This window comes from Gordonia sputi NBRC 100414 (assembly GCF_000248055.1).
Taxonomy (GTDB): Bacteria; Actinomycetota; Actinomycetes; order Mycobacteriales; family Mycobacteriaceae; genus Gordonia; species Gordonia sputi.
The window spans coordinates 22,649-40,063 of record NZ_BAFC01000087.1; the positions used below are offsets into that span (position 1 = coordinate 22,649).

15 protein-coding genes are annotated in these 17,415 nt (G+C 63.7%); 13 read left to right on the top strand and 2 right to left on the bottom strand.

The window, feature by feature from the left end; all coding sequences use genetic code 11:
- Positions 1–14: 14 nt before the first annotated feature.
- Positions 15–620, bottom strand: coding sequence for a helix-turn-helix domain-containing protein (locus GOSPT_RS14730; protein WP_005207177.1), 606 nt, complete (start codon positions 618–620; stop codon positions 15–17).
- 369 nt (positions 621–989) lie between these two features.
- Here GOSPT_RS14730 and GOSPT_RS14735 point away from each other — a divergent pair, with 369 nt between their 5' ends.
- The 12 genes from GOSPT_RS14735 (at position 990) to GOSPT_RS14790 (ending at position 14,059) form a co-directional block, all read left to right on the top strand.
- A complete protein-coding gene (locus GOSPT_RS14735; RefSeq protein WP_005207179.1) occupies positions 990–2,228 on the top strand; it encodes an amidohydrolase family protein in 1,239 nt (412 codons plus the stop codon).
- A 63-nt stretch (positions 2,229–2,291) separates the two neighbouring features.
- Positions 2,292–3,065: an ABC transporter ATP-binding protein gene (locus GOSPT_RS14740; protein ID WP_051993929.1), complete on the top strand. Its 774-nt coding sequence runs from the start codon at positions 2,292–2,294 to the stop codon at positions 3,063–3,065.
- Positions 3,062–3,943 (top strand): ABC transporter permease, encoded by an 882-nt coding sequence (locus GOSPT_RS14745; RefSeq protein WP_005207182.1) that lies wholly within the window; start codon positions 3,062–3,064, stop codon positions 3,941–3,943. The genes GOSPT_RS14740 and GOSPT_RS14745 overlap by 4 nt, the downstream gene beginning before the upstream one ends.
- Before the next feature lie 73 nt (positions 3,944–4,016).
- Entirely contained in the window at positions 4,017–5,192 is a 1,176-nt protein-coding gene (locus GOSPT_RS14750) for an ABC transporter substrate-binding protein (RefSeq protein WP_005207184.1), read from the top strand.
- On the top strand, positions 5,192–6,523 hold the full coding sequence (locus tag GOSPT_RS14755) for an FAD-binding oxidoreductase (RefSeq protein WP_005207187.1): 1,332 nt from the start codon (positions 5,192–5,194) through the stop codon (positions 6,521–6,523). Before GOSPT_RS14750 ends, GOSPT_RS14755 begins: the two co-directional genes overlap by 1 nt.
- Entirely contained in the window at positions 6,520–7,293 is a 774-nt protein-coding gene (locus GOSPT_RS14760) for a creatininase family protein (protein WP_005207188.1), read from the top strand. The genes GOSPT_RS14755 and GOSPT_RS14760 overlap by 4 nt, the downstream gene beginning before the upstream one ends.
- A gap of 116 nt (positions 7,294–7,409) precedes the next feature.
- Entirely contained in the window at positions 7,410–7,907 is a 498-nt protein-coding gene (locus tag GOSPT_RS14765) for a pyridoxamine 5'-phosphate oxidase family protein (protein WP_231894565.1), read from the top strand.
- The gene (locus GOSPT_RS14770; protein ID WP_005207190.1) at positions 7,904–9,286 is read left to right on the top strand and encodes an amidohydrolase family protein; all 1,383 of its coding nucleotides are present in this window, start codon (positions 7,904–7,906) and stop codon (positions 9,284–9,286) included. Before GOSPT_RS14765 ends, GOSPT_RS14770 begins: the two co-directional genes overlap by 4 nt.
- Positions 9,283–9,789, top strand: coding sequence for a cupin domain-containing protein (locus GOSPT_RS14775; RefSeq protein WP_005207191.1), 507 nt, complete (start codon positions 9,283–9,285; stop codon positions 9,787–9,789). The genes GOSPT_RS14770 and GOSPT_RS14775 overlap by 4 nt, the downstream gene beginning before the upstream one ends.
- A gap of 96 nt (positions 9,790–9,885) precedes the next feature.
- Positions 9,886–10,863 (top strand): 4-(cytidine 5'-diphospho)-2-C-methyl-D-erythritol kinase, encoded by a 978-nt coding sequence (locus GOSPT_RS14780; RefSeq protein WP_005207192.1) that lies wholly within the window; start codon positions 9,886–9,888, stop codon positions 10,861–10,863.
- 76 nt (positions 10,864–10,939) lie between these two features.
- Positions 10,940–12,097: a lipase family protein gene (locus GOSPT_RS14785; protein ID WP_005207193.1), complete on the top strand. Its 1,158-nt coding sequence runs from the start codon at positions 10,940–10,942 to the stop codon at positions 12,095–12,097.
- A gap of 72 nt (positions 12,098–12,169) precedes the next feature.
- Entirely contained in the window at positions 12,170–14,059 is a 1,890-nt protein-coding gene (locus tag GOSPT_RS14790) for an ABC-F family ATP-binding cassette domain-containing protein (RefSeq protein WP_005207194.1), read from the top strand.
- 30 nt (positions 14,060–14,089) lie between these two features.
- Here GOSPT_RS14790 and GOSPT_RS14795 read toward each other — a convergent pair whose 3' ends face one another.
- Entirely contained in the window at positions 14,090–14,941 is an 852-nt protein-coding gene (locus GOSPT_RS14795) for an SGNH/GDSL hydrolase family protein (protein ID WP_005207195.1), read from the bottom strand.
- Between the two features lie 175 nt (positions 14,942–15,116).
- Here GOSPT_RS14795 and GOSPT_RS14800 point away from each other — a divergent pair, with 175 nt between their 5' ends.
- Complete coding sequence (locus tag GOSPT_RS14800) at positions 15,117–17,405, top strand: carbon starvation CstA family protein (RefSeq protein ID WP_005207196.1); 2,289 nt, start codon at positions 15,117–15,119, stop codon at positions 17,403–17,405.
- The last annotated feature ends 10 nt before the right edge of the window (positions 17,406–17,415 follow it).

A 17,415-nucleotide genomic window follows, 5' to 3' on the forward strand; every position in this document is an offset into this window, starting at 1 on the left:
AGGAACCGCTATTCCTACCCCGAGGCCTGTACGACGATCAATCGAGCGATATGGCCGTGACTCAGTCGCCAGCGGTGAGGAATGTTGCCAGCATAGTAAAGGCTGTCACCCGCTCGCAATTCGATCGTTTCGCTCTCGCCGAGGTCGACCTCGATACTCCCTTCGATCACGTGCACCCACTCGTCCTGGTGATGTTGGTAGTACCGGTCGAACCCCGTGCTCCGGATGACGTTTTCCTGCGGATAGAAGGCGGCGTCCCCACGCACCAGCAGTCGGGTGTAACTCTCCTCGCCGTTCCCTCCGGTGCGTGGTAGCGCGGTGCCCTCCTCGTTGCGAACAAGTGCCGCGCCGGCAGGGAGTGTCACCTCCTGCGGTGCCGACGTTTGAGGGGGAGCGGCCGCGAGCATCAGGCTGACCTGGGTTGTTCCCAGCGCTGATGCGATGCGTTCGAGCGTGACCATCGATGGCCTGGCATAACCTCGCTCGAGCTGGGACAAGAATGGATGAGAGATGTCCGCCTCGGCGGCAAGCTGCGCGAGCGTGACACCCTTGTCCCTTCTCCTTCTACGGATCTCGGCACCCAGGGCCTCCTGTGCGGGATCGGGGTTGGCGAGAGCCACTGGACCACTCCTGTTGTCTCGGTCGTCTTGTCTCGGTCGTCACCGCCTGTCGCAATGGCACTGACCATGGTCAGTTGCGTACAACGCACGGAATTGACGTTGATGATCACGATAGCCGGGACACCAATTCCTCTGCGCCCCTTACGGAGAGGTGTGTCGACACCCTGGTCCTGCATTCGGTCGACCCGTAGCGTCTCACCTCCACACTTGTCACACATCCATCGCTTGGGCGTAACAAGTCGGCAATAGGACGACCGTAATTTGATCGATGTTGACCACATCAACAATCCCCGTCGCCCAGCCAGGCGGGACCGCTACAGCCTTGGTCTGCATTACTCGATATCGCAGCCGACACCTTCGGAGAACCACATGCCAGCTTCTGATTTGCCGACGCTTCGGCTGATCACCGCACGCTCGCGCACTGGCGAGATGATTGACGTGTTGTTGGATCGTGGCGTCGACGGCAGGGCGCGGGTCAAGAACATCGCGCCCGGAGGCTCGATCGGCGAAGTCGACGGTCACCTGGTTCTCGACGATCACGTGCTGCTGCCCCCGGCGGCCGACCCGCATGCTCACCTGGACAAGGCGTTGTCATGGAACGTACTGAATCCGCAGGTCGGAGACCTCGGCGCCGCCATCGACTGTTGGCGAGCGGGTGCCGAGAGGTTCGACGAGGAGTCGTTCTATCGGCGTGCCCATCGAGCCGCCACCACGATGCTGGAACGAGGAACCACAGCCGTCCGGACGCATGTCGACGTGCTTGCCGATGACGATCCCTATCGCGCCATCCGTGCGATAGATCGCGTTCGGCATGAACTCCGGCCCTTCATGACGATTCAGATCGCACTGCTTGCGCCGCCGGGAACGCCCGACGACGTGATCCACGGTGCACTTGACGTCGGCGCCGATCTAGTCGGAGGTGCGCCACACATCGCCGACGATCCAGTGGCAGAAGTCGCCCGCCTCATCCACATCGCCGAAACACGCTGTGTGGGCGTCGATCTGCACACCGACGAGTTTCTTGCGGGCGATCACACAACGATTGGCACGTATGCCGAACTCGTGGCGCACTGGCCGGCCGACGTTGTGCGTACCGCCGGACACTGTTGCCGACTCTCGACGATGGATCGGCAGGAGCTGTCGACATCGATTGACGCGCTGCGAAACTCCGGAATCTCGGTCGTCGCACTGCCGATCACCAACCTCTATCTTCAGGGCCGCGCAGACGACGGTCGCGGGGCGCCGCGTGGAATCGCGCCCCTCTCTGCGCTCGCGGATGGAGGTGTAAGGGTTGCCGCCGGCGCCGACAACATACGAGATCCGTTCAATCCGATGGGAAGTGGTGATGCGCTCGAGACAGCCTCACTGCTTGTCACTGCTGGCCATCAAATACCCGCAACAGCAATTGATCTCGTGACATCATCGGCGCGCTCGGTGTTGGGCTTGGCCGAGGCGGGCCCGGTCGTGGGAGCACTCGCAGACTTCATGGCGGTGCGGGGTGCCGACCAGATCGAGGCCATGGCCACAACACCCGATGCTCGTGTCGTCATTGTCGACGGCCGGATCATCTCCCGAACAAAGTCGAGCACCTGGTCGGTATTCGACTGACTACCAATCTATCTCGGCAGATCTGTTACAAGAATCGAACATCCGTTGATCGTGAAGGACACCATGACATCGACATCACCACCATCGGACTCAGTGACCACCGGGCATCCGGTGGTTGGCTTTGAGCACGTCGACCTCCGCTTCCCCGATGGGACCCACGCCCTCCACGATGTGAACCTCGAAGTGCGCGAGGGAGAGTTCGTCTCTGTCGTCGGACCCTCGGGTTGCGGGAAATCGACGCTTCTGCGGTTGTCCGCTGGACTGGAGACGATATCCGACGGTTACATGCAATGTGGTGCTGACCGCATCGGCTATGTCTTCCAGGACGCGACCCTGCTTCCGTGGCGTTCAGTCGCAGACAACGTTGCGCTCCTGGCGGAACTCGACGGTGTCGGAAAGCGGGAGCGACGTAGTCGCGCCTCGGCGGCTCTCGAACTAGTGGGGCTTGATGGATTCGGAGATCACCTGCCGCACATGCTCTCCGGAGGCATGCGGATGCGCGTCTCGCTTGCTCGGTCACTGACCGTCGATCCACAGCTGTTCCTTTTCGACGAGCCCTTCGCGGCGCTCGACGAGATCACCCGCCAGCGTCTTGGCCAGGAATTGACCGAGCTATTCGACCGCACGACATTCGCCGGTCTCTTCATCACGCACTCGGTGAGCGAGGCCGTCTATCTGTCCACGCGGGTGGTCGTGATGTCCGGACGGCCCGGGACCATTGTCGGAGAGTTCGACGTCCCGTTCGACTACCCGCGCTCGCCCGACCTCCGATTTGACCGCGAGTTCACTGACCTCACCGAACGAGTGTCGGTCGCACTACGAGAGGCGCACTCATGACCAACTCCACAGCCACCGGGCCCGGACCGGACGCAGCCGCCACCGCTGTCTCCGCCACCGCTGATCTAGCGCTGGCGACTCCGCCAATGCGCAATCGCGCTACGTGGGTACAAAAGGTGCGTCGCACGGTTGCGCCGCTGCTCGTGTTCGCGATCGTCATTGGGGCCTGGTATCTGGTCAGCTATGTGGTGCTCGACGCGTCCAGACGCTTCCTGATGCCACCGCCCCAGGAAGTGGTCCGCGACGGCCTGTTCGGTGACTCGGCCCCCGAGATGTGGCAAGCGCTCGGGCGCACTGCGGCGGTTGCTCTCACGGGACTGCTGATCGCGGCGGTCGTCGGCATCGCCTGGGCCATAGCGATGGCACATTCGAAGACGATGGAGAATGCGCTGTTCCCGTATGCTGTTGTATTGCAGTGCATTCCGATCCTTGCATTGGTTCCCCTCGTTGGATTCTGGTTCGGATTCGGTTTTGGTGCACGGGTATTCGTGTGCGTGTTGATCGCGTTGTTCCCCATCGTGTCGAACACGCTCTTCGGATTCCAGTCGGTTGACCCCAGGATGCGCGACCTGTTCGCGCTGCACCATCCGAGCCGGATGACGGTGCTCCGCAAACTCGAGTTCCCCGCGGCCATGCCGGCGATATTCGCGGGCCTTCGTATCTCGGCGGGTCTCGCAGTGGTCGGCGCCATCGTCGGTGATTTCTTCTTCAAGCAGGGCAACCCCGGTATCGGAATTCTGATCGACAATTATCGGTCCCGTCTTGAAGCCCCGGAACTTTTTGCGGCAATCCTGCTTGCATCGCTCCTTGGTGTCGCCGTGTTCTGGTTCTTCGGCTGGCTCGGAAACCGAATTGTCGGGCGCTGGTACCAGAAGTAGCTCACCCCCAACATATTTCGTCACTGAACACTCGATTCCATCGAGTGTCGCTCGTTCACACGATGAGGAAAACATGAAAATCAATTCTGCAGGCTTTCGTACCCTCTTCGCCGCCTCTGCGGCAGCGGCAGTCGTCGTGGCGGCTGCCGGATGTGGGGGATCGTCGAATACCGGAGGATCCGGTTACACCGGCTCGATCGGACCGGTCAATCTCAGTGTCGATTGTCCCAAGACCGTTGTGGTGCAGACCGATTGGTATCCGGAAGCCGAGCATGGCCACCTGTATCAATTGCTGGGGCCGAATCCGAAGATCGATGCATCGGCCAAGAAGGTCGTCGGTCCGCTGTTCGACCGCGGGCAGTACACCGGCGTCGACCTCGAGATCCGCGCGGGCGGACCTGCGATCGGCAATCAGTCGGTGACCGCACAGATGTACTCGGACGATTCGATCACGCTCGGGTACGTCGACACCGACCAGGCGGTTCAAATGTCCAAGAACAAGCCGATCACGGCCGTGATGGCACCGCTCGACGTCTCACCGCAGATGATCATGTGGGACCCGGCGACGTATCCACAGGTAAAAGGGATTGCTGACCTCAAGAATGTCGACGCGACCGTCTTGTACTTCGAGGGCACCACATGGATGAGCTATTTGACAGGCGCAGGCATCCTGAACACGCAGCAGGTTGACGCGAGTTACGACGGCACTCCTGCCAACTTCGTCGCAGCAGGCGGCAAGAAGGCGCAGCAGGGTTATGCGAGTGCCGAGCCCCAGATCTACGAGGAGGAAGTGGACGGCTGGAAGAAGCCGGTGAAGTACCAGCTGCTCAACGATGTCGGTTTCCCCACCTACAAGTCAGCTTTGTCGGTGCGTTCGGGTGACCTGGAGAAGCAGTCGGCGTGTCTCAAGAAGCTGGTGCCGGTGATGCAGCGTGGGGTCGCCGACTACGCGAAATCGCCCGAGACCGCGAACAAAGTCATCCTCGACGCGGTGAAGGAGTACAACACCGGCTGGACGTACTCAGAGCGCAACGCGGAGTACGCGGACCAGACGATGTCGCAACTCAAGCTGGTTGGGAACGGCACCAACAACGCGACCGTCGGTGACTTCGATGAAACCCGGGTCCAGCGCATCATCGACATCACCACGCCCATCTATGCCAAGCAGAAGACACCGGTAGCCGATGGTCTGACACCCGACAAGGTTGCGACCAACCAGTTCATCGATCCTTCGGTGGGGATGAACTGATGTCGGCACCGGTGTTCGGTTCCCATCGGCAGGACGGGAGGCCCGAATTCGGGCCGGATGACGTCGAAGCATTGGCCGACGACCTTCTCTCGATACTCGGCCCTCGCGGTGTCAGCTCGTTGCCGCGTGCAATCACACGCGCGTCCCGCGACGGATCCGGGATGAGTCCGATCCTGTCCGCGCAGGATCTCGGCCGGCCGGATCTCGTCTGCTTTCCACGAAATCCCGAGGTCGTCCCGCAGATCGTCAGTGCTGCTGTGCGTCGCGGTGTGCCGCTGACCACGAGGGGAAAGGGAACAGGTAATTACGGCCAGGTTGTCCCACGCTTCGGTGGGTTGGTCATGGACATGACATCGCTCACGGCCATCCACGACATCGACGAGCGGTGCATCACGGCCCAGGCTGGCTCACGCATGATTACCCTCGAGCAACACGCGTGGGACAACGGCTCACAGCTGTGGATGTACCCCTCGACGGTCCAGTCGACCCTCGGCGGGTTTCTTGCGGGCGGTTCGGCGGGTACCGGGACGATCGTGCACGGCCGTAATCACCAGGGATTCGTCGACGCCCTCGACGTCGTGTACGCCACCGAGGACGCAGAGTTGGTACACCTCGAAGGCGACGACGCGCAGCCATTGGTCCACACCTACGGTGTTGCCGGTGTGATCGTCGGGGCCCGAGTTCGCGTCGAGCCGCTCCAGCAGTGGCGCAGTGTGTACACGAGTTTCGCAGACCACCATGACGCGTTCGCAGTGGCGTTGGACGCCGCGTCGCTCGACCCCGCACCACGTCTACTCTCCGCCGATCGCGCTGAGGTTGTCGATTCGTTGCCGGCTGATCCTGCGCTCGTGCGAGGCCGCGCAAGCGTGAGGGGGATCGTCGATGTCGCGTGCGTAGACGATCTGTGTGACCGAGTCGTGTCCGCGGGAGGTCGCGTCGAGGCGGTGCGAGAGGGAATTGCGCAGACCGTGAAGCTCTCGACGCTCTCGTACAACCACCCGACCTGGTGGCTTCAGAAAGCGCAGCCGGACAAGTACTTTCACATGGAATGTCGCGGCGATGCACTGGTCGAGAGGCTCGACGAGGTAGAGGCCGTCTATGACGGCGGAATGGTCCACCTCGAAATGGGACACGAAATGATGTTCGGCATGCTCAACGGGATCTACCACAGCCCTGAACAGATCATGGAGGGTGTCGACAAATTGGAAGCACTGGGTGTCAACGTCCATTCGCCGCACCAATGGTACGTGGATCTCGATGCTGATCGGGTGAAAGCTGTTGCGGCGCGCACTGATCCGAAGGGGTTGCTGAATCCGGGGAGGTGGATGTGAGCACCGCAACGAGGCGATACGCGGACCTGACCACTGCGGAGGTAGCCGACGCACTCGGTCGTGACTCCGTCCTGGTGCTGCCGACAGGGGCTATCGAACCGCACGGCCCGCACCTGCCGTTGTCGACGGACCTGATCATGGCTGAGTCGATCGCCGCCGAGGTCGTCGACCGTGGCGCGGCCGCAGGGCATGACGTGTGGTTGCTGCCTGCGTTGGCGTACACAAAGTCCGATGAGCACGCGCGACTTCCCGGGACACTATGGCTGCGTGCGTCGACTCTTCTGGAAACTCTCATCGATCTGGGATCGGCCATGTCCTCGACACCGGCGAGACGTCTGCTGGTGATCAATGCCCACGGTGGTAACTCCGCACTGATCGAGGTGGCAGCACGCGAGTTACGTCGACGATTCGACTTGCAGACGTTCTTTTCATCTGGACCTGCGACGCCAGGCCCTACCGAACGCGGACTCGGTATTCACGCGGGATGGGCTGAGACCTCGATGATGCTGCATGTCCGACCTGATCTCGTACACATGGACCGTGCGGTGGCCGCAGTCGCGGACAAGGTTGCCGACTACGAGCACGTCGGTTTTACGAAGTCCATCAAATTCGGTTGGCTCTCAACCGATTTCGATGAGTCCGGAGTCGTCGGTGATCCCACCGGCGCTGACGCTCTGACGGGAGCCGACTTGTTCGAGCGACGCGTGAGTGACCTGGTGTCGGGGTTGGGTGACGTCGCGGTCTTCGATCCGGGACGGGTACGCGCATGATCACCAGCAGTGCGGATTTCGGCGTCGACTGTGAGCCCGATGAGGAACGCAGTGTCGACCCTCTCACTTTGCTCGGGAGATGGACGAGGTCAGGTGGAGAAGGCGCTCCGCCGCTGATGTCGCTGGCGACGAATGGTGTCGACGGTTATCCGCGTGTGCGTCACGTGTTGTTGTCCGAAAGTGACGACACCGCAGTGTATTTCCACACGGATTCTCGCTCAGACAAGGCCGAGCAGATCGCACGTTCGCCCCGAGCGGCGTGCGCGCTGGTGTGGCCGACCGAGGGGAAGCAGGTGGTGATGTATGGCGATGTGCGACCGGTCGATCCCACAGAGGCCGCCGACGCCTACGCCAGACGTACGCGCTACCTTCAAATCTTGGCATGGTGCAACGACGTCGAGATGGCGCATCGTCGGCAAGGAGATCGCCGCGATGCGTGGGCCCGTTTTGACACCCAACACGACCAGCTCGACCCTCCGCCGACGTGGGCCGGCTATATGTTGACGCCCTGCGAGATTACGTTCTGGCGTGGCGACCCTGTCGGCCCATCGCGACGAATTCGCTTCGTCCGCAAGACTGGCGATGAGTGGGAGACCGAGGTGTTACCGGGATGAGTTCGACTGTGTTCCACAATGCGACGGTTCTCCCCGTCGACGGCGAACGCGACTGGTTCCACGGTTGGATTTCGGTGTCCGATGGTCGAATCACGGCGCTCGGCGATGGGACGCCGCCAACCGGCGCTGACGCCTATCGCGACTTGCACAACTGTTTTCTCGCACCGGGTTTTGTCTCAGCGCACAGTCACATCTACACCGGAGCGATGCGCGGGGTCGCCGCGACAAGTCCGCTCTACGAGTGGGTCAGCACGAACAGTCTGATGCTTTCGCATGCGCAACCGGATGACATGTACTGGCTATCGCTCGCGGGTGCATCAGATCACCTGGCAGCGGGCATCACCTCGGTTTACAACTTCACGCAGTCGAGGGTCGTGTCGCTCTTCGACTACGGCTCTTCGACTCTGCGTGCAGAGCAGATCAACGAGCCGGAGTTCGTGACACGACAGGTCGACGGTGTGATGCACTCCGGAATCCGGTCGGTGACGAGCGTCCGTCTCGATGACGAACAATTGCCCCTCGGAGACGCGGTTGCCGGATTCGACGCAGTGATGGCCCACCTGTCGACGATCGACGCGTCGTCGAATCTCGGCGGCTCGGTCTATGGTTCCGTGCAGTGGTCGTCGTCGCCTGCCACAGCCGAACGCGAGCGCGAGTTGATGACACGGCACGAGATCACAAACCAGGCGCACTTCGTGGAAACCGCCGAGCAACTCGGGATTCAGCAGGCGAAGTTCGACTGGTACGACGCGGCGGGTTGTCTCGGTGAGGATTTCGCGTTCGGCCACTTTGTGCATCCGACGGAACAGATGGTGCAGCGGGTCTGTGAATCGGGGACAGCTGTTGTGTGGCAACCGATGTCGAACGGAAGACTGGGCTCGGGCATAGCCGACGTTCCGAGGCTGCTCGATCGTGGAGTGCGCGTGGGGATGGGTGTCGATGATCAGTCGTGCACCGACATCTCCGACCCCTTCGAGAACATGCGTACGGGACTCTACCTGCAGCGTGCCAAGCACTCCGATCCTCAGATCCTCTCGCCCGCAACCGTTCTGTGGGCGCACACACGAGGAGCTGCCGACGCTGTGGGCATTGCCGACAAGGTGGGTTCGCTCCAAGTGGGAAAGTATGCCGATTTCGTCGTCGTCGACCCGTTGACGCCTCACCTGGGCCCGATCTGGGACCCGATCGCGACGTATGTCTTGGCGTGCGGACAGAGAAACATTGCGTCAGTCCACGTCGGCGGCGACGCCGTCTGGGAGCGCGGCCGCCGGGATGCGCTGCGTGAGGAAGCCGACGCCGAAGCGACTCGACGCATGATCCGATGCGCCGCCGCGGTCGGCATACATCCCGCACTGGCATACCCGGAAGTCGTCCGATGACCAAGGACATACCGCCACCGGTGTCTGCGCACGTCGACGACGTAGTCGGGTACCGCATCAGTCCAGACGACACCGTGGTGCTCGTCGTATTGTCAGGTCCGCGGACGTCCGGCTCGCAGACAACGGTGTGTTTCGAGGTGTGGGAGCCCGGCGGCTCACAGCCGGACAACTCTCACCCGTCGTCAACAGAGACCTTCGTGGTGTTGCAGGGTGAAGGGCTGGCGCACAGCGATTCTCATGACGTTGCACTACGAGCCGGCTCGGTCATCGTGCTGCCGCCGGGTTCGGTGCATCGGATCGAGAACACGTCGGCGACCGAGCGTCTCTACACGCTGACAGTGATGGAGAACGACGACGGCTTCGAAAATCTGATTCTCTCGGGGACACCCACGGGGCTGAGCGCAGAAGATCGAGGCGTCCTCGCGAGACGCACCTCACCCGCTGCTGACTGCAGCTTTGCACGCAGTGGCTCGGCGGCCTCGTCGAGAGAATGCCTGCTGTGAGCCTGCTCCGATCTGGATGAGCGCGACGTTGGTGAAGCCAGCTCCCCACCTCACCCGGACCCTCACCCGGACCACAGTCCATTACGCTGGAACATTGTGTCTCCTACGTCGCTGTCGGTCGTGTCCGACGCCGTGCGTGTCCGGGTGCCTGCAAAGGTCAACCTGCACCTCGGCGTCGGTCCGTTGCGTGCCGACGGCTACCACGATCTCGTGACAGTATTTCAGGCGCTCTCGATCTACGACGACGTCGCCGTCGCCCCCGCCACAACGCTGAGCGTGTCAGTGACCAGGGACAACGGCAGGGGGTCCGGCTCGCGCGACGTCTCCGACATCCCGGTCGACAACACCAACCTGGCTGCACGGGCGGCCATCGCTCTCGGTGAGTACGTCGGCAGGGAGCCTGCGGTCTCGATCGACATCGTCAAGCGCATTCCGGTCGCGGGCGGCATGGCGGGTGGCAGCGCCGACGCCGCGGCGACGCTCGTCGCATTGGCGGCTCTCTGGAAGCTCGACATCGACCGCTCCGAACTCGCCGAGATCGCCGCGGGCCTCGGCAGCGACGTCCCGTTCTCGTTGCGCGGCGGCACGGCACTCGGCACCGGTCGCGGCGAGCAACTCGTGCCCGTCCTCGCGCGCGGGGAACTGCACTGGGTGTTGGCCCTCGCACGCGACGGACTGTCTACGCCGGCGGTCTACCGCGAGCTGGACCGGTTGCGGGACAACGGTTCTCACGAGGTCCCAGAAGGCGACGTCGACCCGGAGACCGCGCACCCCGATGCTCTGATCTCTGCGCTGGCCTCCGGCGACGCCCACGCCGTCGCATCACACCTGCACAACGACCTACAGCGTGCCGCACTGAGCTTGCAGCCGACGCTGCGTCGAACTCTGCGTGCGGGTGTCGACGCCGGGGCGCTCGCCGGAATCGTCTCCGGTTCCGGACCCACGTGCGCGTTCCTGTGCGCCGACGAGGTGTCGGCGGTCAACGTCGCAGCAGAACTGTCGGGAGCGGGCGTCGCCCGCGCGGTTCGCACGGCGAGCGGCCCCGTCCCCGGCGCACGCGTGACCGATGAGTGACGGCGTGCCGATAAGCGATGGCGTGCCGATGAGTAACGCCCAACCAGCCGATCGTCGACGCCGCTACCCTGTGCGAATGCAACAGGGGAGACGTGGTCTGGCGCGGGGCGTCTGCGCTGCTCTCTCCGTGGTCGTTTCGGCTTCGCTGAGCGTCGCGCTGGCGCCGGCGGCCAGCGCCGACGACCGCGTGCCCGGTGGGACGATCATCAGCCGCGAGCGTGTGCCTGCAGCGCAACTCCCGCCTGGAGCCGCCGCGGCTGAACGCGTCGAATACGTCACCCGCGACCAGTCCGGACACAGTGCGCCATCGTCGGGGATCTACTGGATTCCGCAGGGCACACCGCCGCCCGGCGGGTGGAAGATCGTCTCCTGGGCTCACGGCACCACTGGAATCGGCGACGCCTGCGCGCCGTCGAAGACCAAGACGGGGTCGGGAGTCGACGCCGCTGTCATCGCCGCGCTGAAGGCGGGATATGCGGTCACGGCAACCGACTACGCGGGACTCGGCACGGCCGAGCAGACGGAGTACCTCGGTGGTCGGGCCGCCGCGCACTCCGTGCTCGACATGCTGCGTGCGGCACGTTGGGAAGAGTCTCGGCTGAGCAACGACTGGGTGTCGATGGGCCATTCTCAGGGCGGACACGCCGCGCTCTGGGCCGGGCACATGGCCGCCAGCTATGCCCCTGAGCTGCGGCTACACGAGGTTGTCGCAGCCGCGCCCGCGTCGGGTATCGAGTCGGTGTTCAGTGCGTTCACACCCAACGTGCCGAGTCTTGGCAAGGGAAACATCGTCGGCGGGCTGTTGCTCTTCATCCTCGCGGGCCTCGACCACGCGCGCCCCGAACTCAACGTGCGCGATCACCTGACCGTCACGGGTGAGAAGTATCTCGAACTCGCGCACGAGAAATGCTCCGGCGACTTCTCCGACGCGATGCGCACGGTGTCGCCGGGATCGCTCGTTGCGCGCGCCTTCACCGACAAGGCATTCACCGACGCCCTCGCGGACTACACGTCGGTGCCGTCGAACGACTGGCATGTGCCGATCCGGATCGATCACGGCCTGTTCGATCCTGTTGTGCCCTACGTACTCTCGGCCTCACTGGTGCGTCGGCTGCGCTCAGCGGGCGCCGACGTCTCGTTCGTCACCCACCCGCGCGCCGATCACACGAGCGTCGTCGACCAGTCCCTCGACGACGAAATGCGCACAATCGGGCAGGCGTTCAGCAACGATTAGCCCGCGTGGCCTGCCACGTGACCAGACACGGCCACGACCACCGCTCACCGGGCGCATTGGTAGCCTCGACCGGTGTCACCTGCCAACCCAACCGCGCTGATCAACGCCGACCGCATCAGTAAGAGCTATGGGATCAAACCGCTGCTCGACGAGGTGAGCCTCGGCGTGCACGAGGGTCAGCGCATCGGCGTCGTCGGGCTCAATGGCGGCGGCAAGACCACGCTCCTCGAGATCCTCGGCGGCGTCACCGAACCCGACGCCGGGCGCATCTCGCAGACCGGTGGCATCCACGTCGCAGTCGTCACGCAGCGAGGTGAACTACCCGTAGGCGCAACAGTTTCCGACGTCGTCGTCGGCGACGACACAGAAGTCCACGAGTGGGCAGGCGACGCACGAGTGCGCGGCATCCTCGCGGGCATCGGTATCGACGGTCTTCTCGATCGACGCGTCGATGAACTCTCCGGCGGGCAGCGACGTCGGGTCGCACTGGCGGCCGCGCTGGTCACAGACTCCGGCGTCCTGATCCTCGACGAGCCGACCAACCACCTCGACGTCGAAGGCGTGCAGTGGCTTGCCGAGCATCTCGTTTCTCGACGCGGCGCGCTTGTCGTCGTCACCCACGACCGTTGGTTCCTCGACACCGTCGCCACCCGCACCTGGGAGGTGCACGACGGTCAGGTCGACGAGTACGAGGGCGGCTACAACGACTGGATTTTCGCGCGCGCCGAGCGGGCCCGACAGGCCGACGCCGCGGAGGAACGTCGACAGAATCTCGCGCGCAAAGAGCTGGCGTGGCTGCGGCGCGGACCGCAGGCCCGGACCTCCAAACCCCGCTATCGGGTCGAGGCTGCCGAAAAGCTGATCGCCGACGTACCGCCGCCGCGAGATTCGGTGGCGCTCTCGGCATTTGCGCGACGCAGACTGGGCCGCGTCGTGATCGAACTCGAAGACGCGCACATCAACACACCGCCGAGCGACGACGGCACTCCCGGGCGGGTCCTGCTCGACGATCTCACGTGGCGCCTCGCGCCGGGCGAACGCGTCGGTCTCGTCGGCGTCAACGGTTCGGGCAAGACCACGTTGCTTCGCGCGTTGGCCGGTGAGGTCGACGTCGAGCCCGGGCGTCGGGTCGAAGGCCTGACCGTCAGTATCGGTTGGCTCAAACAGGAACTCGACGACCTCGACCCCGACCAGCGGGTGCTCGACGCGGTGGAGTCGGTGGCAACGCGAATCACGCTGGGCGACAAAGAGATCTCGGCCAGCCAACTCGCCGAACGACTCGGCTTCTCGCCAGCACGCCAGCGCACGCCGGTCGGTGATCTCTCCGGCGGTGAGCGGCGTCGACTGCAGTTGACCCGCATCCTGATGGGCGAACCCAATGTGCTGCTGCTCGACGAGCCGACCAACGATCTCGACATCGACACCCTGCAGCAACTCGAGGACCTCCTCGACAACTGGGCCGGAACCATGGTCGTGATCAGTCACGACCGCTACCTCATCGAGCGTATCGCCGACACCACCTGGGCTCTGTTCGGCGACGGCAAGCTCACCAATCTTCCCGGCGGCATCGAACAATATCTCCAGCGGCGCAAGGAGATTGCGGCCAGCAGCACCGGCGACAATCGTTCTGCTGTGCTGTCCGGCGTGGCGGACAAGACGACAGGGGACAAGTCGGCAGGGGGCAAGTCAGAAGGGGAGACACCGGCAGGCGAGAAGTCGTCGGCGCCGGTTGCGCCCGCCCTGAGCGCGTCGCAGCACCGCGAGGCACGCAAGGCGATGAATCGACTCGAGCGTCGGATCGCGCAGTTGGACGAGCGAGAATCCAAGCTGCACGTCGAATTGGCCGATGCGGCAAGCGATCCCGAGCGTCTCGTGACGCTCGGCGCGGAGCTGCGCGGCGTCGTCGACGAGAAGGAGACAGCCGAGATGGAGTGGCTCGAAGTCGCCGAGCAGCTCGAATAGGGTTGTGAGAGTGGGTTTTTGCCGGAGTGATCAGCGTCGGATCGCGCCGTTGACAAGCGCCGCGACACCGATCGATCCCGACTTGTTCAGGTGATAGGGATACGCGATGCGATTACTCAGACTCGACTCGTACCACGACGTGAGGCCGCACGGATCATGGCCTGCCGACGCACGATTGACGTCGACGAACTGTCCGTCGACCTTTGCGGTGGCACGTGCGAGAGCACGGTTGGCCCGGTCGAAGACCCCATGAAGCCACCGCACGTCTGGGTCGCTGATCGGTACGAGCGGCCAGCATCCGTGGGAACCCATGAAACCGCCGATACCCACGACGATGATCTGCGCGTGCGGGGCCTTTCTGCGGATGGCTGCGAGCGCCGGAGTGACCGCGTTCTCCATGACAGCGATGCGGTTGACGGCGAGCTGCGCCAGGCCGCGGTTCGAGCGGCAGTGCCTGTCGCCGAACGGCGAAGTGCCGCAGGGTCCGACGATGCGTCCCCACGCCATGTCGTTTCCGCCGATGCTCACGGTGACGACCTGCGCGTCCGACGGAACCGACCACACCTGGGGCGGCTTGTACCCGCCGCTGGTTTGCTGGCCGACCCGATAGAGATGCTCGGCGAGTGCGCCCGAGCACGAAACGTCGATGAAGCGTCGCGGCAGAGTCAGCGCCGCAACGACTGTCGGATAGTTCAGCGCCGACCGTTTGCACCCCTCGAAGTAGCCGGGCGTCGGAGTGAAGAAGCTGCCCGAGGCGCGTGAATCGCCCAGCGCCACGTACGGCCCGCCCGAGTAGCGCACCGGTGTGCTGCCGGGATCCGCGCCGGCCCGCGAGGACGTGAATCCGCCGCTGGCCAGCAGGGTCGCAGTGCACAGCACCACGAGCGCGATCGTGACGATCGGTCGTCGTAGAAACCGCCTCAGATCAAGTTCACTCTGTTGCACAGAATGAACTTTAGGTTGTCTTGCGCACATTTTGCGTACGCGATGTGAATCACATAACCGTGAGTAGAGTGAGCCGCGGCATGTGCGAGCTTCCGAGGAAGGGCAGTGAGCGATGACAACCGTGTCAGAATCGTCGACGTCGACGCGTGACGAGTTTCCCGACGTCGAGTTTGTGACCACAGATCCCGACCGCCCGCCGGTGGCCGTGATCGACCGGAGTCCGATGACGCCGGGGAAGAAGGCGATTTTCGCAGTCATCGGCCTGCTCGGCGCCGTTGCCTGGGTGATCATTGCCTTCGTCCGAGGCGAATCGGTGAACGCGGTGTGGTTCGTCATCGCGGCGCTGTGCACCTACGTCGTCGCGTATCGCTTCTACGCTCGGCTCATCGAGATGAAGGTCGTGAAGCCACGCGACGACATCGCGACTCCTGCCGAGGAGTACGACAACGCTCGCGACTACATGCCGACCGACCGTCGGGTGTTGTTCGGTCACCACTTCGCGGCGATCGCCGGTGCGGGACCACTCGTCGGGCCGGTGTTGGCCGCGCAGATGGGCTACCTGCCGGGCACGATCTGGATCATCATCGGCGCGGTGGTCGCCGGATGTGTGCAGGACTACCTCGTCCTCGCGATCTCGACTCGACGTCGAGGACGCAGCCTCGGCCAGATGGCCCGCGACGAGCTCGGGTCCGTCGGCGGCACGGCCGCGATCGTGGCCGTGCTCGTCATCATGGTCATTCTGATCGCGGTGCTCGCGCTCGTGGTCGTCAACGCACTGGCCGAGAGTCCGTGGGGTGTCTTCTCGATCGCGATGACCATCCCGATCGCGCTCTTCATGGGTGTCTACCTGCGATATCTGCGGCCGGGCCGGATCAGCGAGGTGTCGGTGATCGGCGTCGTGCTGCTCCTGTTGGCCATCGTCGCCGGCGGGTACGTCGCCGAGACGTCGTGGGGGCAGGACTGGTTCAGCCTCTCGCCGGTGGTGCTCAGCTGGGCGATCATCATCTACGGCATCGCAGCGGCCGTCCTGCCGGTCTGGTTGTTGCTCGCTCCGCGCGACTACCTGTCGACGTTCATGAAGGTCGGCACCATCGCGCTGCTGGCCATCGGAATCCTGGTGGTACAGCCGGTTATGAAAGCCCCCGCGGTCAGTGAGTTCGCGTGGAACGGAAACGGCCCGGCATTCGCCGGTGCCCTGTTCCCGTTCCTGTTCATCACGATCGCCTGCGGCGCGCTGTCGGGCTTCCACTCGCTGATCGCGTCGGGCACCACTCCCAAGCTGCTGGCCAAGGAGGGACAGGCCCGGATCATCGGCTACGGCGGCATGCTCACCGAGTCCTTCGTCGCGATCATGGCGCTGATCACTGCATGCATCCTCGATCAGCACCTCTACTTCGGCATGAACGCACCGAAGGCGCTGACTCAGGGCACCAATCAGGGGGCCGCCGACTACGTCAACAGCCTCGGTCTCAGCGGAAAGCCGGTCGACGCACAGTATTTCGCCGACGCCGCGCAGAGTGTCGAGGAGAAGTCGATCGTCTCCAAGACAGGCGGTGCACCGACCCTCGCGATGGGAATGTCGGAGACGCTGCAGCGTGGGTTCGGCGGAGAATCATTGCGCGCCTTCTGGTATCACTTCGCGATCATGTTCGAGGCCCTGTTCATCCTCACCACGGTCGACGCCGGTACCCGCGTGGCGCGCTTCATGCTGTCCGACGGTATCGGCAACCTGCCGGGCGCTCGTCGTTTCAAAGATCCGTCGTGGCGCCCGGGAGCGTGGGCGTGCACCCTGATCGTCTGTGCCGCATGGGGTTCCATCCTGCTGATGGGTGTCACCGATCCACTCGGCGGTATCAACACGTTGTTCCCGCTGTTCGGCATCGCCAACCAGCTGCTCGCCGCGATCGCGCTGACTGTCGTCACGGTGGTCTTGATCAAGCGGCGGCAGTGGAAGTGGGCGTGGATACCCGGTGTGCCGTTGGCATGGGACCTCATCGTCACCATGTCGGCGTCGTGGCAGAAGATCTTCTCGTCGAATCCGGCCATCGGCTACTGGGCGCAGCACCGCGCATTCGTGAACGCCAAGGACGACGGTCTGACCACCTTCAAGACAGCCAAGAGCATCTCGGAGATCGATGCGGTCATCCGCAACACGTTCATCCAGGGAACCCTGTCGATCATCTTCGCCGTGCTCGTGTTGATCGTCGTCGCGGCGGGTCTCTGGGTCGCCATCAAGGCTGTGCGCGCGGGCGGACTGCCCACCACCGAGGAGAAACCCGTTCCGTCGAAGATCTTTGGACCGCGCGGACTGTTCCCAACACGCGCCGAGAAGGCGGTGCAGCGCGAATGGGATGAATACAATGCCGCGCACGGGATTTCAGCTCGGAGTAGCGGACACTAGAAGGCGATGA